Below are 22,087 nucleotides of genomic sequence, written 5' to 3' on the forward strand. Positions count from 1 at the left end.
GCGTAATCGATGGTCTGTGAACCAGATCACACCGGATCAAATAAGATCTGAATCAGCCAATTCTCGCAGGGCTTCAAAGTCCTGGATCAGCAAACCACCTCGAGAGGCTTCGACCATGTTGTCGCGTTTCCAGATCGAGATGGTTTTGGATACTGCCTCGCGTGTGGCACCGACAAATTCGGCCAGTTCGCTCTGCGACAGGGTGATGCGCGCGGTCGGGTCGTCCTGTAAACTGGACAGGTGCAGCAGCTTGCGGGCCAGCCGAATAGGCATGGGCAGAAAGACCTGCTCGTTCAATTGCAATCCCATCCATCGCATCCGCAATCCGGCCAGACGGATCATATCCACGGCCAGATCAGGCTGTTGCCTGATCTGGTTCATAACGTCGTTGCGGCGCACACGCAGTACACGCGACTTTTCGGCCGCCGCAATGGTGGCCGTACGCGGACCATTGTCGAACAACGCGATTTCACCGAAGACTTCGCCGGGGCGCATCAAGGTAAGTGTCAGTTTGCGGCCGCTCATTGCCAGAAAGGAAACCTCTAACGTGCCTTCCAAAATGGCATAGAGAGAGTCGCCCTCGTCACCTTGTTCAAAAAGTATTTCACCTTGGGACAGAGATATTTCGGTCGCCTGCGCCGAAAGCATTTCTCTGAGCCCGTCGGAAGCTTCGGCAAGGAAGCCGCTGGTGGGAAAGGCCGTCATGTATGCACCGATCTTGGGCAGGGTATGAGAGTGGGTGGTGGCACAACTTCCCATAGCTGGGCGCTCAAGCCAAGAATTTTGTTTGTTTTGGCAGGTCTGGCGGGTGTAAAGGCCGCTATTTCTGCTCGGGATCGTCCATATAGCGTTGCAGAATGCTGAACTGAAGCATCAGGAAGGCCATCAGCGCGATGGGAAAGCCGAAGGTCTCGATCTTGACCCACAGATCCGTCGACATGGTGCGCCAGACGAATTCGTTTGCGGCGGCCAGAACGGCGAAACAAGCACACAGACGGCGCGTGAGTATCATCCAGCCTTCGTGTTTCATCGGCAGCATTTCGTCCAGAACATAGGCCAGGTAGGATTTCTTTTGCATCAGACCGATGCCGAGGATCAGGGCAAACAGACCATAGACAAGTGTGGTTTTCATCTTGAAGAACCGCTCGTCGTTGAACCAGGCTGTGAGACCGCCGAAGAAAATCACCATGATGGCCGTGAAGATCTGCATCCGGCTGAGTTTGCCGGTCAGATACCACAGGATACCCATTGCCCCCAGCATCAGGGGGACAAAGATAATCGTGGCGATAATGAAGCCGGAATACTCGATGCCGCCGATCAGAAAACTGTCGTCGCGCAGGCGCAGGTAGATGAAGAAGAAGGCCAGCGGGGGGCCAAGTTCCAGAACCTGTTTCAGAAACGGGTTGATGTCTTTTTTGACTGTCATCTGTACTTCCTGCTGCTTATCCGCCCATTTCAACTATTACGGCGCCAAGTGCAATCAGTGCCATCAAGGCAATGCGTCTGGGGCCAACCGTTTCCTTTAGCACAAGCCAGCCAATCAGCGCAGCGAAGACTGTTGAGGTTTCGCGCAGAACGGCTGCTTCACCGACCTTGTCCAGCCGGGTGGCCATCATGATGGCCCCGAAGGACAAAGGGGCGATGATACCGCCAGCGAGGCCGCGCAGCATCAGCGGGCCAGGCGCAGGTCTGTGCGCCATCGCGCGCCACCTGAGAAATGCGTAGATCGGCATGGCCGCGCCGTCGATCATGAAGAACCAGGCCAAAAAGGTGAACGGATCGGCGGTGGCGCGAATGCCATAGGCATCATAGGTGGTGTACAGGGCCACAAACAGGCCAGTGATGATCGCCAGTGTCAGCGCGATGCCCAGCGTATCCCTGTTGGTTTCCAGGAACCTGAAGTTGTAGGCAGCCAACCCAAATATCCCCGCCAGCAAGGTGGCCACGCCCAGCCATTGAACGGCCGAGAATGTTTCGCCGAACAGAAGATAGGCACCGATGACGGTGAACAGCGGACCCGTCCCGCGCACCACCGGATAGACGACGGTATAAGAGCCTTTGGTATATGCCATGGCTTGCAATGTCTTGTAGGCGATGTGGATCAGCCAGACGAGCGCGAAGATCGGCCACATATGAGGTTCGGGCCAGGGCACCACGAAAAAGGCGAAGGGGGCGGCCATGAGGCAATAGCAGGCGTCGATCGCGCCGCGGGACAGCCATGGGTCATGCCTGCCTTTTTGCAATGCACCGAAGACCGCGTGCAGGAACGCGGCCATCAAAGCCAGCGCCAATGCCAGCTGGTGTCCGGCTTCGGTGCCTTCGAGAGAGATCAGCCAGTCGCTCAAATACGCGGACCTTTTGCGGAGCGGAGAAGGTGGGGGGCTGTCTGCCCCCCAACACCCCCCGAGGATATTTGGGGCCAGATGAAGCCTGGGATCAGCCTTTGTCGAGACCGGTGAGGGCGGCGGCGAATTCTTCGGGGTCGAAAGGGGCAAGGTCGTCGATCTGTTCACCGACGCCGATCGCGTGGATGGGCAACCCGAATTTGTCTGCCAGGGCAACAAGAACACCGCCCTTGGCCGTGCCATCCAGCTTGGTCATGACCAGACCGGAAACGTCCGCCAGTTTGCGGAACGTTTCCACCTGGCTCAGCGCGTTCTGTCCGGTGGTGGCGTCGAGTACGAGCAAGGTGTTGTGCGGAGCAGTGTCATCAACCTTGCGAATGACGCGGACGATTTTGGCCAGTTCCTCCATCAGGTCGGTGCGGTTTTGCAGGCGGCCCGCCGTATCTATCATCAGCAGATCGGCGCCCTCTGCCTGTGCACGGGTCAGCGCGTCAAAGGCGAGGCTGGCGGGGTCCGAGCCTTCGGGGGCGGTCAGAACCGGAACTCCGGCGCGATCACCCCAGACCTGCAACTGTTCCACGGCCGCGGCGCGGAAGGTATCGCCGGCGGCGATGACGACCTTTTTGCCGGCCTCTTTGAACTGGCTGGCCAGTTTTCCAATTGTCGTGGTCTTGCCCGAGCCGTTGACGCCGACGACCAGCACCACTTGTGGCCGTTTGGGATAGATCGGCAGAGGCTTGGCCACAGGCTCCATCACGCGGGCGATTTCTTGTGCCAGGAGTTGCTTGATCTCTGTGGTCGACAGTTTGCGGCCAAAGCGGCCCTCGGCCATGTTCGACGTGACACGCAAGGCCGTGTCGACGCCCATGTCCGAGGCGATCAGCAGCTCTTCGAGCTGCTCCAGCATGTCATCGTCCAGGGTTCGGCGCATTTCCGTGACGGCGCCTCGATTGAACAGGCGGTTCAGGATACCCTTGGATTCCGGTATTTCCGGCGGCGGAGCGACAGGCGTGGGGTCAGCCGGGATCGGTGCCGGCGGTTCAGCCGGTTGCGGGGCCGGGGCAGGTTCTGGCACTTCCGGAACGGGTTGCGGATCCGGCTGCGGCTGGGGGATCACCGGGTCCGGTGCCGCCGTTTCCTCGCCGCCATCCTCGACGATGGCTTCCAGCCCTTCTTCAAGACGAGATGAAGATTTGAACAGCTTGTCCTTTAGCTTTGAGAAAAACGCCATACTTGGTCTCCACAGGTGTTCCCTTCACCTAATGCGGATTTGCGGCAGTTGCAAAGGGTCACGCAAACGCAAGGACAAAGCCAAGCTGAGCACCCCAGTAAAGGGGCCATACAAGATAGGGCGTCACCTTGAGGGCCGGATGGTGCGGCGGCAGCAGGAACTTCTCGGTTGCGAGGATCAGATCTGACGCGATGAAGGCCATTGCGGCGGGAAAGGCCCACCGAAGGGGACCGGCATCCGGCAGTGCCAGCACCGTGATCCCCATGCCAAGAATGATGGGGATATAGGCCAGAACGGGCCCCTTCAGGTCTCCGGCGCGGGGCGCAAGCAATGTGGCCATGATGATGCCCAGAATGATCAAGGACCATACAATCGCAGGCGCGCTGAGGATCAGCCCGGCAGAACTGATCGGCAATGTCAGGAACAGAGCGATATAGGCCAGATGCCCGGCGGCAAATGCGGCGATGCCCGTCATGAAGGTGGCATCTGTTTCGCGCGACAGCAGCGCGTCGCCTGTCGCACAAAGAGCGAGCGCAAGAACCAACAGCCAAGGCCCACCGTTCATGATGGCCGTGACCGCCAATAGGGCGACCGATGCGGTTTTCAGTACAGTGCGCAAAGAACCGGCGGGCCGGGAGGTCAGCGGCAGGTACCCAAGGGCACAGCCAAAGGCGATCCAGAACAGTAGGGTTGGCATGTCATCTCCTCGCCGGTTCAGAATAATCTGATCTGGGACGTGGCTTGAAATCAACCGCTTACGTTGAGTTAAGCGCCTTGTGATGACCCCGATCCAACAGGCGAATGGCATGACCGAAGCGCTTCTGACAAAATGGAAGCATGTTCAGGTTCCTGATGATTCTCGCGACTTTTGCCGCACATTCCGTGGCGGCACAAACGCCTTTGTCTGGCTCGGAGTTCGACAAGTATACGCAAGGCAAAACTCTGTTTTACGGGTTCGAAGGTCAGATTTACGGGGTGGAGCGGTATCTTCCGAACCGTCGTGTGATCTGGTCTTTTCTCGACGGGAATTGCAAGGAAGGTATCTGGTATCAGCAGGGTGAGCAGATCTGCTTTGTCTACGAAGACAGGCTGGATCCGCAATGCTGGGTTTTCACTCAATCCGGTGGCGGTTTGATTGCGCAGTTCGAAGGCAATCCGCAAGCGACCGAACTGTATGAGGCCGAGGATCTTGGGGAAGAAATGGTTTGTTACGGGCCGGACGTTGGCGTTTGATCAGTTGGTGCGCAGCTCATCATAATCGATCATGACATGGGTTTGGTAAGCTGTCCTGTCCGTCAACCCTTCATGATAGCGGCGCAAACTGCGCAGTTATGCGCGCGAAATATCGATGTCATAGTAGCGATAGAGTATGTGTCCCAACTGGATATCGGCCAAAGTCAGGCAGGAACCGCACAGGAAAGCGTTTTCAGAAAGTTGCGCATCGGCGATTGTCACGGCCCCAGATGGTCAACACGGCTTAGAACAGTGATCCCTGATCCGGGGTGTCCGGCCTGGGTTTCTTCGAGGGTGATTTCGCGCCCGGGCCGGTGCTGAGAACACCATCGGCGAATTCGATCTCGAGCGCCGTTTGTTTGGCGGCCTGAGCCTTGGTGGTGATCACATTCCCTTCGGCCCGGACGACTGCGTATCCGCGGTCCAAAGTGGCTTTGTAGCTCAGCGTCTCGCGCAGGCGGTCCGTCGCTTCGAGTTGCTGTTTGAGGCGGTCCAGTCGCGTGGTTTGGGCCGTGTGCATTCGATCGCGCAAACGATCGAGGTTTTGCCGCTGCTGGTCGATTTCCCTTTGGATCGGTCGCAAGGACAGGCGCGATGACAGGTTGCGCAGCGATTCCTGTCGCGTCGATATCAAGCTTCGCAGGGTCGAGGGGCGCAGATGAGCAGACAATTCCACCACTTGTAGGCGACGGTTCTGCACCCCTCGGATCAAGGCGGGTGTGAGGCGATCTGCAATCAAATCAAGGCGTTGTCTTGGTGTGTTCAACAGGCTGTCCGGGCGCGGCAGGGCGCGGGACAGATCGCGCAGCCTTTGCGTTCGGCGTTGAACGGCATCCGTTGCCGCGCGGGACAGGCGCGCGGCTTGCTCTTCGGTCCAGGCAAGCAGTTCCATGCGCACCGGAACGGCCAGTTCGGCGGCCGCGGTGGGCGTCGGCGCGCGCTGGTCCGACACGAAATCAATCAGGGTGGTATCGGTTTCATGCCCAACGGCCGAGATCAACGGTATGTCCGACGCGGCTGCGGCGCGGGCGACGATCTCTTCATTGAAGCCCCAGAGGTCTTCGATCGATCCGCCGCCACGGGCGACGATGATCAGGTCGGGCCGGGGCAACGCGCCGCCGGGTGTCAGTTGGTTGAAGCCTTCGATGGCGCGGGCGACCTCGGGGGCGCAGTTGGCCCCTTGAACCGCCACAGGCCAGATCAGCACCTTGCGCGGGAACCTGTCCCTGAGCCGATGCAGAATGTCGCGGATCACGGCACCGGAAGGGGATGTCACAACGCCAATGATCTGCGGCAGGTAAGGCAAGGGTTTCTTGCGTTCCGGCGCGAACAGACCTTCGGATTCCAGTTGTTTCTTGCGCTTCTCCAGCAGCGCCATGAGCGCGCCCTGACCCGCGACAGAAACCTCATCGACGTTCAGGTTGTATTTGGATTGCGCCCCGAAAGCGGTAAGGCGGCCGGTGACGACGACCTCCAACCCTTCTTCGGGCACAACGGACAGGCCGGAAATCTGACCTTTCCACGTGGTGCAGGCCAAAACGTTCCGGTCGTCCTTGATGTCGTAATAAAGATGCCCGGATCGGGCTTTGAACACGCGCCCAACCTCACCGCGCACGCGGATTCGGCCGAATGAGCCTTCGAGCGTCCGTTTCACCTCACCCGAAATTTCGGACACTGTGTATTCAGGGGTGTTTTGGCCCGGAATCGGGTCATCAAGCAGGTCGGACATTTCAGCGCCTTGTTTCAAATGCGCGCCCAGCTTAGAACGCCGCGCAGGCAAGGCCAAGCAGATCGGAGAGCTTTCATGAATATCCTCATTCTCGGCAGCGGAGGGCGCGAACACAGCCTGGCATGGGCAGTGCTGCAAAACCCCAAATGTGATCGCCTGATCGTTGCTCCGGGGAATGCGGGGATCGCGCAGATCGCGGATTGTGCCGCTCTGGATATTGAAAACGGCGGGGCTGTTGTCGGCTTTGCCGAAGAAAATGCGATTGATTTCGTGATCGTCGGGCCCGAGGCGCCTTTGGCGGCCGGAGTGGTTGATCGGTTGCGCGAAGCCGGAGTATTGGTTTTTGGACCCTCGGCCGAGGCGGCAAAGCTGGAAGCGTCGAAAAGTTTCACCAAGGAAATCTGCGACGCGGCCAACGCCCCCACCGCAGCTTATGCCCGGTTTACCGAGGCCGAGGCTGCCAAAGCCTATACCCGCGAACAGGGCGCACCGATTGTGGTCAAGGCCGATGGTCTGGCCGCAGGCAAGGGCGTTATCGTTGCGATGGACGAAAAGACCGCACTGGACGCCATTGACGACATGTTCGGCGGTGCGTTTGGCGGAGCCGGTGCGGAAGTCGTCATTGAAGAATTCATGGATGGGGAAGAAGCCTCGCTGTTCGTTCTGTGTGATGGTGAGGACATTCTTTCAGTCGGGACGGCCCAGGATCACAAACGGGTTGGCGAGGGCGATACCGGGCCGAACACGGGCGGGATGGGCGCGTATTCTCCGGCGCCGGTGTTGAGCGAAGAGGTGGAGGCGCGCGCGATGGAAGAGATCGTGCGCCCCACCATCGCCGAGATGAAACGCCGGGGAACGCCGTTTCAGGGCGTTCTTTATGCAGGTTTGATGATCAAGGACGGGCGGCCAAGGCTGGTTGAATACAACGTCCGCTTCGGTGATCCGGAATGTCAGGTGTTGATGATGCGGTTGGGCGCGCAGGCGATGGACCTGATGCACGCCGCGGCCGAGGGCAGGTTGGGTGAAATGCGGGTGAATTGGGCGGATGACCATGCGATCACGGTTGTAATGGCGGCCAATGGCTATCCGGGTGCTTACAAGAAAGGCACTGCGATCAAAGGGCTTGAAGGCCTGCCGGAAGATAGCCGGAACATGGTGTTCCACGCTGGTACAAAGAGTGTCGATGGACACGTGGTTGCATCGGGCGGGCGCGTGCTGAACGTGACCGCCCGCGGGAACACGCTGCAAGAGGCGCGCGACCGGGCCTATGAAATGGTTGAAGCTGTGGATTGGCCTGACGGGTTTTACCGGCGCGATATCGGATGGCGTGCTTTGGAAGGTTGACGGGGTTGGGGGGTGCCTCCTCGGCCTTGCGGCCTCCCGGCGCTGCGCGCGTTCGCGGTCGAAATCGTCCACTGGACGATTTCCTTTCAACCGCTCACCCCCCAGGATTTTTTTGGCCAGACGAAGAAGCGGATCAGCAGTTCAGGGCTTGGGCAAGGCTTTTGCGGCCGTGGAACGGGCCCCGGTCGGATGTGATCCAGCCGTTGTCGTAGAAGACGCTGACGATCCGCGTCCAGTCGGCGCTGGCCACGATTAATTCCGGGCGGTCGCCGCAGGTGCGCAGGCCACCGGAAATGAAATCTTCACCGATCCTGTGGTTGGTCAATCCGGGCAGAGCCGCGATTTCGGTCAGGGCGTTGTCTTTGTAGCGCCAGATGCGCAGCGTTTTGGCAAGGTGCGGACGGTCGATATAGGCGATCTCGACATGTCCGTCGCCGTCCAGGTCGGCTGCCCCGATCGGGGCGAGCCAGCGGAAGCGGGTACCGATATGAGGCGTGGCCGCGATCTTGTCTCCGGCGGCGTCGTAGATCGCAAGTTGAGCCCCTGATTTGTCGTGGGATTCAACGACAATTGCTTCGCGCGCGCCGTCCAGGTTGACGTCTGCCAAACGCGGAGCGAGGTCTTCGAACACGCGATCCTGCGGCAGTCGAACAGTTACGACCGTAGTGTCGGTCGTGAATTCCAGCGCGCCATATTCGATCGTGTCACCCAGGACGCCATGGGCGTAACGGGTGGTTGGTTCTGTGAAACGGGCGCCGTTGATGGTTTCCGCCGCGTCAGCCGGTTGCTGTGAGAGCCAAAGTCCGAAAGATAGCAAAGCGCCGCGTGCCCGAGATTGCCAAAAGCGGCGGGGCAGGCGCGGCGCATTGTTGTGCATCAGATCTGCTTTTCAGGCATCTGAACGACCAGACCGTCCAGCGCATCGGTGACCTTGATCTGGCAGGTCAGGCGCGAGCGGGCCGGGTCGGGCTCATAGGCAAAGTCCAGCATGTCTTCTTCCATGTCATCCTTGGCCGGGATTTTCTCGACCCAGTCGGGGTGGACGTAGACATGGCAGGTCGAGCAGGCGCAGGCGCCGCCACAATCGGCCTCAATGCCGGGAATGTTGTTGTCACGGGCCCCTTCCATGACGGTCAGTCCGTTGGCGACCTCGACTGTGTGTTCGGTACCGCCGTGCTCGACATAGGTGATCTTTGCCATTGCGTGCGTCTTCCTTTTGCGATGTTCGATTTCTTCCTTAGTGAAGGCATTTAGGTCTTTCCAGCCTCATTTGCGACTCAGCGCGCCGTGTCTGGACTTTCTTGTCGTTTGTTCTATTTTTGTTCTTATGCTTGTTACACCCATTCGCCCTGTGGTTTCAAACCGGGATTGGCCGCGCCCGCCGTCCTGCCTACCTTCCAGCCAACTGGATTCCCCGCCCGAGGGCGCGCGCGTGGCTGTGGCCGGGCTTGTGATCCTGCGGCAGAGGCCGGGGACGGCCAAGGGCGTGATCTTTCTGACGCTTGAAGATGAGACCGGGATCGTGAATGTGGTGGTGTGGCGCAAAATCTACGAACGGTTCCGCCGTGCGGTGATTTCGGGGCGGTTGCTGAAGGTGACGGGCCGGATGCAGCGGGCGCATTCAGTGACCCATGTGATTGCGGAAGAAATCGAGGATATTTCGGGGATGCTGGATATGCTGGTTCAGGGCGCAGGGGCGGCCTGCCGTGACGGACAATAGCGAGCGGCTGTCTTGCCGCCTTGCGCACAGCAAGACCTGTGCGCCGATGAATGTCGGTAAGTTCTCGCATATCACGCTGGGTCAAAGGCGCTTTTCCGCCAATTCGGCATTGGTCGGTCGACTCTTTGATGTCGTGTTAGTACTGCGGGCATCTCTATGCGTCGGCCTGTGTCTGAACGCAGGCGCGACGGCACGCTACTCAACATCTTCTCAGAGTCAGTTCAGATGCCCGAAGTAACACGAAATGGATCGTTCGAAAAAACCGTCCAGCTGGATGAGAGCCAGATTGCCGGTCGCCTTGGCGAACTGTTGGAGCATACGCGTTCAAAAGGATACGTGCATACCGCCAGAATGATCGAGGAAGCATTGAGTGCCCACTCTTTCGAGCGCAGACACCTTGGGAATACCCAAAAATACCTCTCGGAATTGCAGCGTCTGAAGCGAAAAGAGATGACACGCTTGGTGCGGGAAACGGATGGGAAGAAGCAAGCGGCTTTTGTTCTGACACCCCGGATGCGCGTTGACCACAGAAATCCTGCCGCGCTGCGCAGTGGAGCTTGGAGGAACACCCCGATGCCTTTCCTGGCGGAACCCGAATTCAAGTTTCGCTAGCCGAACCTGCCGTGGCCAAGCCAGCCAGGGCTGATGATCAGCGTCAATCCAAACGGGTTTTCAACGCAGTCATCGTTTGAACAAGACCTCCTGCGCCTGCTTGTCACGATTGTCTCCTCGTAGCTCTGCGTGCAGAGCGCGCCCGGCCTGAACACCGGGGCGGGCGCCGACGGCCTTCAGCCAGCGCGCAAAGTGGGGTTTGTCCTCCAGCACTTGCTGCTGCCCTTCCCACAGGCTGGCCCAGCCCCAGATCGACATGTCTGCAATCGAATAGAAGTCTCCGGCAACGTATTCGTTCTCGGCCAGCCGTCTGTCGAGCACCCCGTACAGACGACCGACCTCGGCCCGGTATCGATCTTTGGCATAGGGCAGGTCCTGTGGCGGGTTCAGTTGCGGGGCGTATTTCAGGAAGTGATGCGCCTGACCTGCCATCGGGCCAACACCGCCCATCTGCCACATAAGCCATTCTTCGACGGCGATCCGATCACGCTCGGTCTTGCCATAGAACTGCCCGGTCTTGCGGGCCAGATACATCAGAATTGCCCCGCTTTCAAAAACCGAGATCTGTGCACCATCCGGCCCGTCAGGGTCCACGATTGCGGGCATACGGTTGTTCGGGGCGATCTTCAGGAACTGCGGGTCGAACTGATCGCCCTTTCCGATATTGACCAGATGCGTGGTGTAGGGCAGTTCCATCTCCTCAAGGGCGATGGACACTTTCCAGCCGTTCGGTGTGGGCCAGAAGTACAGATCAATCGGGTCGGCCATGTGTTCTCCTGATGTTGAAGGGATCATGCGGGTTTCTGCCGGTTCGGCAAGGGCCGCTTACGAAAGCGTGACTGAAACGCAGGCCGGGCTTGACCGCAAACCGCCCGAGGCGTATGCCATCCCAGAGCTTCGTGGCGATTTGTTACCGGATTGCGGGCCACGCTAAACAACACCGCTAAAAGGTCAGGATGAAAGACCCCTTTCGCTTGGCCGCGTCTGGGGTTTTTTGTTTGCCTCCGCCGGAGGCTGAAAGGGAATGAGATGAGCGAGAACTGGAACAAACGCACCCAAGCCGTCCATGGCGGTGTCCGCCGCAGTCAGTACAACGAGGTGAGCGAGGCGATTTTCCTGACGCAGGGCTTTGTGTACGAAACTGCCGAACAGGCCGAAGCCCGGTTTCTGGAATGCGGCCCCGATGAGTTCATCTATGCCCGCTATGGCAACCCGACCGTGTCTATGTTCGAACAGCGCATCGCGGCCCTTGAAGGTGGCGAGGATGCGTTCGCGACGGCCTCGGGCATGGCGGCGGTGAACGGAGCGCTGACCTCGATGCTGAAGGCCGGGGACCATGTTGTTTCAGCAAAGGCACTGTTCGGGTCCTGCCTGTACATTCTGGAAAACATCCTGACCCGTTTTGGCGTCGAGGTGACTTTTGTGGACGGCACCGATCTGGAGCAATGGCAGACAGCGATCCGCCCGGACACCAAGGCGGTCTTCTTCGAGTCGATGTCGAACCCGACTCTTGAAGTGATCGACATCGCATCCGTGTCCAAGTTGGCCCACGCCGTCGGGGCGATTGTGGTGGTGGACAACGTGTTTTCGACGCCCGTCTTTTCGCGCGCGATAGAACAGGGCGCGGATGTGGTCGTTTATTCGGCGACCAAGCATATTGACGGACAGGGCCGTGCGCTGGGCGGCGTCATCATCGGCACCAGGGATTTCATCCGCGGAACCGTCGAGCCGTATCTGAAGCATACCGGCGGCGCGCTCAGCCCGTTCAATGCCTGGGTCATGCTCAAAGGTCTGGAAACCATGGCGCTGCGCGTCAATGCGCAGGCCGACAGTGCACAACGGATCGCAGAGGCGCTGGAAGGGCACCCGGCGCTGGCGCGCACCCTTTACCCCGGTTTGAAGACCCACGCGCAAAACGCTCTGGTTCAATCGCAACTTGGTGGAAAAGGCGGGACCGTGTTGTCCCTGGATGTCAAGGGCGGCAAGGACGCGGCTTTTGCTTTCCTCAATGCGCTGACCATTCCTGTGATCTCGAACAATCTGGGCGATGCCAAGTCGATCGCAACGCACCCGGCGACCACAACGCACCAGCGTCTGAGCGATGCGCAGAAGGACGAGTTGGGCATTACGCCGGGCCTGATCCGTTTTTCCGTTGGCCTGGAAGACGCCGGAGACCTGCTGGCAGACATCCAGCAGGCATTGGAGGCTTCGCAGAAGCAAACAGCAGCACAGTGACAAGCCTCTTACCACTAGGGGTCGTCGCGTTATCTGTGAACGCGGCGTCTTTCCGGGTGGTGTTCGCGGTTGAAGCCTGACCTTTGTGTCTGCGAAAGGCGTATTTCGTTGCAGAATGACGGTTTTGCGCCGGTTTTTTCAATCCGGACTGCTATTGCCTGCGTATTGGGTTAAACTGGTAAATCACCTGCAGTCGTATATATTTCTACGACCAATCGAGGAACCGCAGCCGATGAACATCCACCCGCGCGATATTGATGAGACCCCGGATCAGGAAAAAGCCGCCGAGGCCCTGAAAGTTCTGCGGCAATGGGCGGAATCTGCGACGGCATCCGAGATCAGCCAACTGGATCCGGCTATTGCGCGGCTGGTGCCCGGCCTGACCCGGGTGAACTATCCTTCGCTTTCGCGCGAGTACCCGGAGGGTTTCTCGGTTGACGCGGATTACCGAGCGTCGTTGCCCGACTTGCAAAACGGCCCGTCCAGCTTGATACGCGGTGCCAAGCAACAGATTCAGCATGTTGGCATCTCGAACTTTCGCCTGCCGATCCGTTTCCATCGGAAAGATGGGGAAGACCTGACGCTTGAGACATCTGTTACGGGCACCGTCAGCCTTGAGGCGGAGAAAAAGGGCATCAACATGTCCCGGATCATGCGGTCTTTTTACAAACATGCCGAGCGTACATTCAGCTTCGAAGTGATGCAGGCGGCGCTTGACGACTATATGACCGATCTGGACAGCTTTGACGCTCGTATCCAAATGCGGTTTTCTTACCCCGACAAGGTCAAGAGCCTGAGATCAGGTCTGGAAGGATATCAATATTACGACATCGCTCTGGAACTGGTGGAGTCGGGCGGTGTGCGCCAGAAGATCATGCATCTGGACTATGTCTATTCCTCGACTTGCCCGTGCTCTCTGGAGTTGAGCGAACATGCCCGTGTCATGCGGGGACAATTGGCAACACCGCATTCGCAACGATCTGTCGCGCGAATTTCCGTGGTCGTGGATTGCGATGCCGATTGTCTTTGGTTTGAAGACCTGATCGAGTTGTGCCGACGCGCGGTGCCGACCGAAACTCAGGTCATGGTCAAACGTGAAGACGAACAGGCTTTTGCCGAGTTGAACGCAGCCAATCCGATTTTTGTCGAAGATGCGGCGCGCTTGTTCTGCGCTGAATTGCTGGCAGATCATCATGTTGGTGATTTCCGGATAGTAGCCAGCCATCAGGAGAGCCTGCATAGCCACGACGCTGTGTCGATTCTGACCGAAGGCCCAACCTTTGCGGCATCCAGCTTGGATCCAAGACTGTTCAACACTTTGTTTCACGTTGGGTGAATACCGCCGTGTAAGCGATTAGGATTTAATCAAAGATTACGGCGGTAGGCGTTCTTTTGCCGCAATGCAGCAAAAATGCTGCATTTGCGCAGTCGTTTGTTATATATCTATCGTGAATGCAGCAGCTGGATGCTTGCCATTTGATTGGCTGGCCGCCCCGAAAAGGATGCCGAGACGTGAGACGCCTTGGACTGCAAGACCGCGACCACCGTTCGAGAAATCGAAGAGGGCAAGGCGTTTTATCCATCACATTTGGGCTGCATCGTTATTACAGGAGAAGCATGTAATGAATCCGATTACCCAACCGCTGGAGTTTCAAGCTGCGGCAATTCGCATGGCTGGTTACGCAATGGTCAACCAGATGAAGATCATGCAGATCGTAGCCCGTTCAGCGTTCGAATTGCCGATGGCTCCTGTGCAGGCGTTGCACGTGGCTGCGGCGTCCCCGGAAAAGCCGGTGGAAAAGACGACGGTCAAGGCAAAAGCCACTGCGCCGCGTGTGCAAAAAACTGTCGTCAAAAAGACCGCAGCAGTGAAAAAAACCGTAACGAAGGTCACCGCCGGCAAACCTGAGCCCAAACCCGCGGAGTTTTCCGCGAAGCCGCGCGCCGTCGTCACGCCAAAGGCTGAACCTGCGGCGATAGCAAAGCCCGCACCAAAACCAGCACCCAAACCGGCGCCGCAGCCAAAAACAGAATCGAAACCGGCTGCAGCTGTTGCAAAAAACGCCAAACCGGCTGCGCGGAACGCGACTGCAACCACGTCTTCCTCTCGCGCGTCGGCCCCGGCAAAAAAACCTCGTACCCGACCGGCGGCTTCTGCGACCAAGGCACCTGCTGCGCGTGCCAAAGCCGCTAAGCCTATCGAACAAACCGTTTCGACCCCAGCAAAAACCGCGCCCCTTGCTCCCAAAGCAGAAACTCAGCAGTCGGCGCCCGCTGCTGCGCGGTCAAAACCTGCGGCATCGGCAGAACAATCAAAACCGCAGGCGCGCAAAACGCGACCGCCGTCGAAACCGCCCGCAATGCCGGGAGCGGATACCAAAACAGACACGTAAACCGGGATCATCTGCTTGACACGGTCGGGCTGGCGCGCCAACGCTGCGCGTTATGATGGATCTTCGCCCGGTCGGATATGTGATTGGCTTGCTGGTCGCCATTCTTGGGGCGACCATGCTGTTTCCTATGCTCGCGGACATTATCGAAGGTCGCGGCGAATGGAATGTGTTCCTGGAAAGCGCGATAATCACAATGCTGACCGGATCCGTCCTGGCGATGAGTTGCTCGAACGGTGTGGGCGAGGGGCTGACCATCCGGCAGACCTTTTTGCTGACAACCGGCGTTTGGGTCGCGCTGCCGGTGTTTGGTGCAATCCCGTTTCTGTTCGGTGAAACCGAGCTGCGCTTTGTCGATGCCTATTTTGAGGCGATGTCAGGCCTTACGACGACCGGTTCGACCGTAATATCAGGGTTGGACACGCTGCCAAAGGGCCTTTTGTTGTGGCGCGGTATCCTGCAATGGCTGGGAGGCATCGGTATCATCGTCGTCGCGATGGTATTCCTGCCCGAATTGCGGGTTGGTGGCATGCAAATCTTCCGCTCGGAAGGATTTGAAACCATGGGGAAAATCCTGCCTCGCGCGCAGGAGATTGCGGGGCAGATTTCCCTGATCTACGTCTTCCTGACACTTGTATGCGTGCTGGTCTATGCCGCGTTTGGGATGAGCTTTTTTGACGCGTTGGTCCATGCTTTCACGACGGTGTCCACGGGCGGTTTCTCGAACTATGATGCCTCGTTTGGTACATTTTCAGGCCCGGCCGAATATGCTGCATCCGTCTTCATGATCTTGGCGGCTCTTCCCTTTGTGCGTTATGTGCAATTGGCCAATGGTCATACATCGTCACTGTTGAAAGACAGTCAAATTCGGGCGTTTCTGGCGACCATTCTGGTTCTGGTTGTCATCATGTCAGTCTTTCTGACCTCGGTCTTTCCCCATCACTGGGAACAGGCGTTCCGCGAGTCGTTGTTCAATATTACCTCGATCATCTCGGGGACAGGATATGCCAGTGTCGATTACATGGGGTGGGGCAGCTTTCCGATCATGTTGTTCTTCCTGATCGGATTGATCGGTGGATGCGCGGGGTCGACGGCGTGTTCGATCAAGGTTTTCCGGTATCAGTTGCTGTTTGCCTCGATCAAAAGCCAGATCAAACGGATCCGGTCCCCACATGGCGTGTTCATGCCGCTCTATGATGGAAGGCCGGTCGGACGGGACGTTCTGACCTCGGTGATGAGTTTCTTCATGTTCTTCGTTCTGTCGATGGGCGTATTGTCCTGGGCGTTGGCACTGACAGGTCTGGACTTCATTACTTCGGTGTCCGGGGCCGCGACAGCGCTGGCCAACGTTGGCCCGGGTCTTGGCGATCAGATCGGACCGGCGGGTAATTTCGCAGGTCTCAACGATACGGCCAAATGGCTGCTGACAACTGGAATGCTGGTCGGGCGGCTCGAGCTTTTAGCGGTATACGCGATCTTCACCGTTCAATTCTGGAGAGGCTGATGAAAAGACCCCTTGGCGCGCAAATCTCGCATATGCTCAAGGATCGTGGCGTGGATGTGATTTTCGGTATACCGGGCGTCCACAACCAGGAAATGTATCGTGGTATCGAAGAGGCCGGCATCACGCATGTTCTGGCCCGGCACGAGCAGGGGGCCGGATTCATGGCTGATGGTTACGCGCGCGCAACCGGCCGCCCCGGCGTCGCCTATGTGATCACCGGCCCCGGTTTGTGCAACATCATGACCCCGATCGGACAGGCCTACAGCGACTCGGTTCCGATGCTGATTCTGTCCTCTTGTCTGGATGAAACGCAGGCTGTCCGGGGTCAGTTGCACCAGATGAAAGATCAACGTGCTGCCGCCGGCACGGTTGCGGATTGGTCTGTACAGGCCAACTCTGCCGAAGCTGCCTATGGGCTGATAGAACGGGCGTTTGAAGAATTCGAGCTTTCTCGCCCGCGCCCCAAGCACATTCAGGTGCCCATCGCGCAGTTGCAGGCAGAGGCCGACCCCGCGCCGTTCCCCAACCAGCCTGCGCTGCGCACCAAAGCCTTGCCGCCTGACGTGTCATCGGTCGTGTCCATGTTGAACCTTGCCCGCAGGCCGCTGTTCATCCTGGGCGGCGGATGCAGGTCGAATGATTGGCGTCAGATTTTGACACAGCTGGGGGCGGCCTGTTTTACCACGTATGCCGGGCGCGGGCTGCCGGGCGCAAATTATCCGCTGGACTTCGGGTCCATGTTGCCGCGTCCCGGCAGCGCCGAGGTAATCGCGTCGGCGGATCTGGTCGTTGCGGTGGGGGCCGAGCTGGGCGAGATCGATTTGTGGCGGCAGGATTTGGGGCACAAGGCGACCTTGATACGCGTCGACCTCGACCCCGAAGTTCTTTCCGATCGCCATCGCGCCGCCATCAAGCTGCAAGTCGACAGCCAGAGCTTTGCCCGCGCCTTGTGGCACGCAACTCAGGACATGAAACCAGCAACAGGCTGGTCACCCGAGGAAGTCGCCGAGATGCGCGCCCGCTGGCGTGCCGAGGTGGATGCAGAGCGGCCCGGAATCGTGCCGATCTCGGATGCTTTGCGCGCTGCCATGCCGGCCGACACTATGATCTATTCGGACATGACGCAGTTTGCCTATGTCGCCAAAGAGGTATGGGACATGGCCTATCCTCATCACTGGCATCATCCGACGGGGTTTGGCACCCTTGGCTATGGGTTGCCCGCCGGTATTGGCGGGGCGGTTGCCCGGCGCGGCAAACCCACGGCGGTTATCGCCGGGGATTACGGGTTCCATTACACAATGCAGGAACTGGGCGTGGCGGTTGAGTTGGGATTGTCGCTGCCCATCATTCTATGGGACAATGGCAAACTAAAGGAAATCGAGGACAGTATGGTGCGCAGCCAGATCGCGCCCAACGCGGTCATGGCGCATAATCCCGATTTCTGCAATCTTGCCGAAGCCTTTGGTGCGCGCTCCTCGGCGCCTTCGAATGTGGCAGAGATGCAAAGTGCAGTAAGGGCCGCATTCGATGCGCCTGTGCCGACCTTGATCCACGTGACACCTGATATTCTGTAACGAAAAAGCGCCGCACTTTCATGCGGCGCTTTTTTGCTGAGGTGCTGTCGGATCAATCCCAGCAGTGAACCAGAACCGTCATGCCGGTTGCGCGCCGGTTCAACTCATTGGGTGATATCTGTATGGTTTCTTCGCTCGATTGACCGGACACTCCGGCCTCTGCAAGAATTTCGGTCAACCGATCAACGGTGGCCGCAAGGCTGACCGAAGCGGGCAGGGTGCGCCCTTCGGACGGTGTGGGCAACAACATTCCAACGACGTTGCCGCTGTCGTTGAAGACCGGGCCGCCTGCATCACCGGGTTGGGCGTTCAGCGCCAGACGCTTGACGCCGGTCTCACCGCTCAGCCCACGTATGTCCGCGACCTGCCCGTAGGTCAGGGTGGGGCCACCCAATGCGCCCTGATAGGAAAAGCCGGACACGGCCACCTTTGACTTGATGCGCGGCTTGGCGGCACTGAACGCGGCGACGCTCATGGGGGCGAGCGTTTTTGCAGGGCGCAGGACCGCCACGCCAAGTTCAGGGTCAGTCAGGGCCAGTTGAACCTCTTGATCACCATCCAGAGTGATCCGCGTGCAGCTCTCCGCGGCCTCGGAAACCGTCAGTACTGTCCCGTTCTCATCCGCGAAGAAACCAGAGCGCGTCAGCCGAGGCTTGCGGACCTGAAGGCCCGACACCAGATCGATGCGCTGTTCTGCGGAAGCACCGGCGGCGGCATCCAGAACCGCATCCGTCGTGCTGAAGCTGGACGTCATCGCTGACAGAACTCGCAGGCGACGTGCCTCGTCTCCTTCGGGCCAGACAAGGGTGAAGCCCTTGATTTTTCCATCGGCCAATTGCGCTTGCGTAAAGGACACTTTGCCGTTGCCGCGTCCTTCAAGGGTAAACCGGTCGCGGCCCAGTTCACGAGGGCCATTCAGTGGAACGATCTCAAGCGATTGCATCACCTCGTAAAGCGCGCGGAGCGTGTTCTTGTCCCCCTCCTGGCTGATCAGCAGCGCCTTGGCGTTCAGGTCAGAGCTGCTTTTGAAATGTGCGAAGGGGGCCTCATAGCGATCAAGGCTAACAGCGCCCAGAGGCATGTCGAGCACGATCCCGGCCTTGTCGTCGGAATACCGCTCCATTCCGACAGAGATCAGCGGCGCGTTGTATTCATCCATCAGGGCCTTGCGCTGCAACGTCGTCAGAACGCCCGTGGCGTCAAACCCGTTATAGCGCTGCCAATCGCTCATCGATCGGCGGGTGCCTTGCCCGAACGCACCATCAATGGTCGAGTTGTAAAACCCCGCCGCGCGCAGAGCCGTTTGCAGATCCTTGCGTTCCTGCGCGGTCAACAGACGTTCGGATTGAAGCGCCTGCGCACGGGTTTCATCCGAATCCTGTGGTGTGGCGACTGCCGGAGCTTCTTCCGGTTGTACCGCTTGTTCAATTGGTGCCGCGACGGTGCCACGGTTCAGCACGTTTGCCCCGATGGGCCAGAACTGTTGCCCCATCGCGCTGGAAAACGCGATGTAACTGTCGCGCGGGATCTGGCCTTCCGCCCGATAGACGCGCAGCACCTGTTCGGCGTCGGCCCGCGCATAGGGGCCGATCACGATCGCGTACCAGCCGCTGTTCAGGCGAAACCCGTTCACGTCCGGCAAAGCGCTGGCATAGGCCTGTGCCCGTTCCTGCGCTTCGCGCAGCGAGGGCCGCGCCTCGACCTGGACCCAGACGCCGGGATCTTGTTGTGCGGCTGCGGCGCGCAGGCCGACCAGAAGAAACAATAGGATTGCTGAAAATACGCGTGTCATAGTCTGCCCGTCTTATGCAGTGTTCGTGCTTTGGCGCAGAATACGCGAATTCATTTGCGAAAAGCCATGCCGCGAATGCGGGGAATTTACGGTGTGGCCCTGCAGATACAGGCTTGGCCCCAAGCCCCGTTGACGCCCCTTTGCCCCTTGCATAGGAAGGGCAAAACCGACCGGAACCGGGCGCAAAGGCGCCCAGAGGGAATGCCATGACCGAACCGACCAGCGCACCGCGTTCATTTCAGGAGATCATCCTGCGGCTTCAGACCTATTGGGCTTCTAAAGGCTGTGCCATTCTACAGCCCTATGACATGGAAGTCGGGGCCGGAACGTTCCATCCCGCGACCACCCTGCGCGCGCTTGGCTCGAAAGCCTGGGCTGCGGCTTACGTTCAACCGTCACGCCGCCCGACGGATGGGCGTTATGGCGAGAACCCGAACCGGTTGCAGCACTACTATCAGTACCAGGTGCTGATCAAACCCAGCCCACCGGATTTGCAGGAGCTGTATCTGGGAAGCCTCGAGGCGATTGGCATCGACATGGACCTGCACGACATCCGTTTTGTCGAAGATGACTGGGAAAGCCCGACGCTCGGCGCGTGGGGTCTGGGTTGGGAAGTCTGGTGTGACGGAATGGAAGTCAGCCAGTTCACCTATTTCCAACAGGTTGGCGGCCATGACTGCGCGCCGGTATCAGGCGAGCTGACCTATGGGCTGGAGCGTCTGGCCATGTATGTGCTGGGCATTGATCACGTGATGGACATGCCGTTCAATGACCCCCAGTCGCCGAGTCCTTTGACTTACGGCGATATCTTCAAGCAGACCGAAGAGGAGTATGCCCGCTGGAACTTTGACGTGGCCAACACCGAGGTTCTGCTGCGCCACTTCGAAGAGGCCGAGGCCGAGTGCGCCGCCATTCTGAGCCAGGAGCATGTGGACCCGAAGACGGGCAAACGCATCATCATGGCGCACCCGGCCTATGATCAATGCATCAAGGCCAGTCACATCTTCAACCTGCTGGACGCGCGCGGCGTGATCTCGGTGACCGAACGGCAGGCCTATATCGGGCGCGTCCGGGCGTTGGCCAAACAATGTGCGGATGCGTTCGTGCAGACCGAGGCCGCCGGGTTTCAGGCCTGATGAGGCAATCAGGCCAGTCCGGGCAAAAGTGCTTTGAGTCCGTCTGCGATCATGCTGACGGCAATGGCCGCAAGGATCATGCCCATGAAGCGGCTCATGATCACGCGCGCGTTGCTGGACAGGCGTTCAGCCAGCCATGCGGCGTTCCAGAACGTGATCAGAAGCAGACCGACCACGACAAGAAATACTCCCATAAAAACAAAAGCCTCGACCGTGGTTTTAACCTGATGTGCGTACAGGATCAGGGTGGTTATTGTGCCGGGGCCCACAAGAATGGGAAAGGCCAGCGGGTAAAAGGCGACCGTATCGGTTTCGGGGTAAGCTTCCTTCTCTCCTTTTGTTCCATGATGAGAGGTGCTTTCGTTTCCGTTCAGCATGTTGAGGCCGATCATCATAACGACCAGGCCGCCGGCGACGCGCAGGTGATTGACGCTGATGCCAAAAAGGCCAAGCGCCTGACTTCCGACCAGCGCAAAGGCACCGCCAAGGATCAGGCAATAGATCACCGTCTTCACCGCAATCTTGCGCTGGTCGGCAGCAGGCAGATCCTGAGTGACGCTCAGAAACACCGGCAGGTTGGAAACCGGGTTCATGATGGCAAACAATGCGCCGAAAAAACCGACAGCAAGCGTGGATTCCATGGTGTTGACCTCATTGATGCCTGTACCCGGACGAAACCTGTCCTATTTTACAAGAACTTGAAAGAGGCAGCCTGAAACATGACGGGAAAACTGCTGGCAATTGTTCTGTTGTTGTCGGCCTTGGTGGCCGGGGCCGGAATGTATTATTTGCAGATTTACGGTTTCTACTATGAGGTCGAACCGCAGCCCGGCCAGGACGTGGTCCTGATGACGGACCAAAGCGATGCGCCTGTCCCAATCACCTATTCGGACTTTCAGGCGATCGATGCAGACAGTTCTCCGATCCGCTACCGAGGCTGTTTTGAAACGGATCTGAAGCCGGATCAGATGGCCGGGTTTATTGCTGTTGAAAACCCAGAACCCTTGACCGCGCCGGGTTGGTTTGACTGTTACGACGCCGTTTCGCTGGGCGATGCACTGAAATCGGGGCAGGCGCAGGCGTTTTTGAGTGAGAAGAACATCCATTTCGGCGTCGACCGGATCGTGGCGATTACCAGGGATGGCAAGGGATATGTCTGGCACGCGTTGAACAACTGCGGTGAAAAAGCCTATGACGGTACGGTGGTGGGTGAGGAGTGCCCGAAACGCCCTGAAAACTGAG

General features: G+C 58.7%; 23 protein-coding genes and 1 riboswitch. Of the genes, 11 read left to right on the forward strand and 12 right to left on the reverse strand.

Annotation, left to right across the window (positions count from 1 at the left end):
* Positions 1-36 precede the first annotated feature (36 nt).
* The 5 genes from GS614_RS14055 to GS614_RS14075 all read right to left on the reverse strand — a co-directional run bounded on the left by GS614_RS14055 (position 37) and on the right by GS614_RS14075 (position 4,273).
* Entirely contained in the window at positions 37-705 is a 669-nt protein-coding gene (locus GS614_RS14055; RefSeq protein WP_152457593.1) for a Crp/Fnr family transcriptional regulator, read from the reverse strand.
* 115 nt (positions 706-820) lie between these two features.
* Positions 821-1,426, reverse strand: a complete 606-nt coding sequence (locus GS614_RS14060) for an inner membrane-spanning protein YciB (protein WP_171119563.1) — start codon at positions 1,424-1,426, stop codon at positions 821-823.
* 16 nt (positions 1,427-1,442) lie between these two features.
* Positions 1,443-2,345, reverse strand: coding sequence for an EamA family transporter (locus GS614_RS14065; RefSeq protein ID WP_171726598.1), 903 nt, complete (start codon positions 2,343-2,345; stop codon positions 1,443-1,445).
* 91 nt (positions 2,346-2,436) lie between these two features.
* Positions 2,437-3,576, reverse strand: a complete 1,140-nt coding sequence (gene ftsY, locus GS614_RS14070; protein WP_171206878.1) for a signal recognition particle-docking protein FtsY — start codon at positions 3,574-3,576, stop codon at positions 2,437-2,439.
* A gap of 58 nt (positions 3,577-3,634) precedes the next feature.
* Positions 3,635-4,273 (reverse strand): lysoplasmalogenase, encoded by a 639-nt coding sequence (locus tag GS614_RS14075; protein WP_171119566.1) that lies wholly within the window; start codon positions 4,271-4,273, stop codon positions 3,635-3,637.
* Positions 4,274-4,428: 155 nt separating this feature from the next.
* On the opposite strand from GS614_RS14075, the gene GS614_RS14080 reads away from it, so the two are divergent.
* Positions 4,429-4,809 carry a hypothetical protein gene (locus tag GS614_RS14080; protein WP_171206909.1) on the forward strand — a complete coding sequence of 127 codons (381 nt, stop codon included), beginning with the start codon at positions 4,429-4,431 and terminating at the stop codon, positions 4,807-4,809.
* Positions 4,810-4,905: 96 nt separating this feature from the next.
* Here the strand turns inward: GS614_RS14080 and GS614_RS22370 are convergent, their stop codons facing one another.
* Both GS614_RS22370 and xseA read right to left on the reverse strand, forming a co-directional pair.
* Positions 4,906-5,031, reverse strand: a complete 126-nt coding sequence (locus GS614_RS22370) for a glutathione binding-like protein (RefSeq protein WP_367396925.1) — start codon at positions 5,029-5,031, stop codon at positions 4,906-4,908.
* 22 nt (positions 5,032-5,053) lie between these two features.
* Positions 5,054-6,538, reverse strand: coding sequence for an exodeoxyribonuclease VII large subunit (xseA, locus tag GS614_RS14090; RefSeq protein ID WP_171328825.1), 1,485 nt, complete (start codon positions 6,536-6,538; stop codon positions 5,054-5,056).
* 75 nt (positions 6,539-6,613) lie between these two features.
* On the opposite strand from xseA, the gene purD reads away from it, so the two are divergent.
* Positions 6,614-7,882 carry a phosphoribosylamine--glycine ligase gene (gene purD / locus GS614_RS14095; RefSeq protein WP_171170601.1) on the forward strand — a complete coding sequence of 423 codons (1,269 nt, stop codon included), beginning with the start codon at positions 6,614-6,616 and terminating at the stop codon, positions 7,880-7,882.
* Between the two features lie 133 nt (positions 7,883-8,015).
* Here the strand turns inward: purD and GS614_RS14100 are convergent, their stop codons facing one another.
* A complete protein-coding gene (locus GS614_RS14100; protein WP_171206874.1) occupies positions 8,016-8,759 on the reverse strand; it encodes a VCBS repeat-containing protein in 744 nt (247 codons plus the stop codon).
* Complete coding sequence (locus tag GS614_RS14105; RefSeq protein ID WP_152457603.1) at positions 8,759-9,082, reverse strand: 2Fe-2S iron-sulfur cluster-binding protein; 324 nt, start codon at positions 9,080-9,082, stop codon at positions 8,759-8,761. The genes GS614_RS14100 and GS614_RS14105 overlap by 1 nt, the downstream gene beginning before the upstream one ends.
* A gap of 127 nt (positions 9,083-9,209) precedes the next feature.
* On the opposite strand from GS614_RS14105, the gene GS614_RS14110 reads away from it, so the two are divergent.
* Positions 9,210-9,602 carry an OB-fold nucleic acid binding domain-containing protein gene (locus GS614_RS14110; RefSeq protein ID WP_152459842.1) on the forward strand — a complete coding sequence of 131 codons (393 nt, stop codon included), beginning with the start codon at positions 9,210-9,212 and terminating at the stop codon, positions 9,600-9,602.
* A gap of 225 nt (positions 9,603-9,827) precedes the next feature.
* Positions 9,828-10,214, forward strand: coding sequence for a hypothetical protein (locus GS614_RS14115; protein WP_171726599.1), 387 nt, complete (start codon positions 9,828-9,830; stop codon positions 10,212-10,214).
* A gap of 69 nt (positions 10,215-10,283) precedes the next feature.
* On the opposite strand, the gene GS614_RS14120 is transcribed toward GS614_RS14115, so the two are convergent.
* Entirely contained in the window at positions 10,284-10,982 is a 699-nt protein-coding gene (locus GS614_RS14120) for a glutathione S-transferase N-terminal domain-containing protein (protein ID WP_171726600.1), read from the reverse strand.
* A gap of 121 nt (positions 10,983-11,103) precedes the next feature.
* Positions 11,104-11,181: riboswitch (SAM riboswitch) on the forward strand.
* Positions 11,182-11,243: 62 nt separating this feature from the next.
* Between GS614_RS14120 and metZ the strand changes: the two genes are divergently transcribed.
* The 5 genes from metZ (at position 11,244) to GS614_RS14145 (ending at position 17,917) form a co-directional block, all read left to right on the forward strand.
* A complete protein-coding gene (gene metZ / locus GS614_RS14125; protein WP_171119573.1) occupies positions 11,244-12,449 on the forward strand; it encodes an O-succinylhomoserine sulfhydrylase in 1,206 nt (401 codons plus the stop codon).
* A gap of 232 nt (positions 12,450-12,681) precedes the next feature.
* Positions 12,682-13,785 carry a GTP cyclohydrolase FolE2 gene (folE2, locus tag GS614_RS14130; protein WP_171119574.1) on the forward strand — a complete coding sequence of 368 codons (1,104 nt, stop codon included), beginning with the start codon at positions 12,682-12,684 and terminating at the stop codon, positions 13,783-13,785.
* Between the two features lie 133 nt (positions 13,786-13,918).
* On the forward strand, positions 13,919-14,842 hold the full coding sequence (locus GS614_RS14135; RefSeq protein WP_216601180.1) for a hypothetical protein: 924 nt from the start codon (positions 13,919-13,921) through the stop codon (positions 14,840-14,842).
* A 52-nt stretch (positions 14,843-14,894) separates the two neighbouring features.
* On the forward strand, positions 14,895-16,343 hold the full coding sequence (locus tag GS614_RS14140) for a TrkH family potassium uptake protein (RefSeq protein ID WP_171726602.1): 1,449 nt from the start codon (positions 14,895-14,897) through the stop codon (positions 16,341-16,343).
* Positions 16,343-17,917 (forward strand): thiamine pyrophosphate-binding protein, encoded by a 1,575-nt coding sequence (locus GS614_RS14145; RefSeq protein WP_171726603.1) that lies wholly within the window; start codon positions 16,343-16,345, stop codon positions 17,915-17,917. Before GS614_RS14140 ends, GS614_RS14145 begins: the two co-directional genes overlap by 1 nt.
* Before the next feature lie 52 nt (positions 17,918-17,969).
* On the opposite strand, the gene GS614_RS14150 is transcribed toward GS614_RS14145, so the two are convergent.
* Entirely contained in the window at positions 17,970-19,709 is a 1,740-nt protein-coding gene (locus tag GS614_RS14150; protein ID WP_171726604.1) for a serine protease, read from the reverse strand.
* A gap of 206 nt (positions 19,710-19,915) precedes the next feature.
* Between GS614_RS14150 and GS614_RS14155 the strand changes: the two genes are divergently transcribed.
* Complete coding sequence (locus tag GS614_RS14155) at positions 19,916-20,845, forward strand: glycine--tRNA ligase subunit alpha (RefSeq protein WP_152457612.1); 930 nt, start codon at positions 19,916-19,918, stop codon at positions 20,843-20,845.
* An 8-nt stretch (positions 20,846-20,853) separates the two neighbouring features.
* Here GS614_RS14155 and GS614_RS14160 read toward each other — a convergent pair whose 3' ends face one another.
* Positions 20,854-21,486: a MarC family protein gene (locus tag GS614_RS14160; RefSeq protein ID WP_171206867.1), complete on the reverse strand. Its 633-nt coding sequence runs from the start codon at positions 21,484-21,486 to the stop codon at positions 20,854-20,856.
* A gap of 78 nt (positions 21,487-21,564) precedes the next feature.
* On the opposite strand from GS614_RS14160, the gene GS614_RS14165 reads away from it, so the two are divergent.
* A complete protein-coding gene (locus GS614_RS14165; RefSeq protein ID WP_171170622.1) occupies positions 21,565-22,086 on the forward strand; it encodes a DUF6446 family protein in 522 nt (173 codons plus the stop codon).
* Position 22,087 lies beyond the last annotated feature (1 nt).

This window comes from Ruegeria sp. HKCCD6604 (genome assembly GCF_013110635.1).
In the GTDB taxonomy this organism is placed as follows: Bacteria; Pseudomonadota; Alphaproteobacteria; order Rhodobacterales; family Rhodobacteraceae; genus Ruegeria.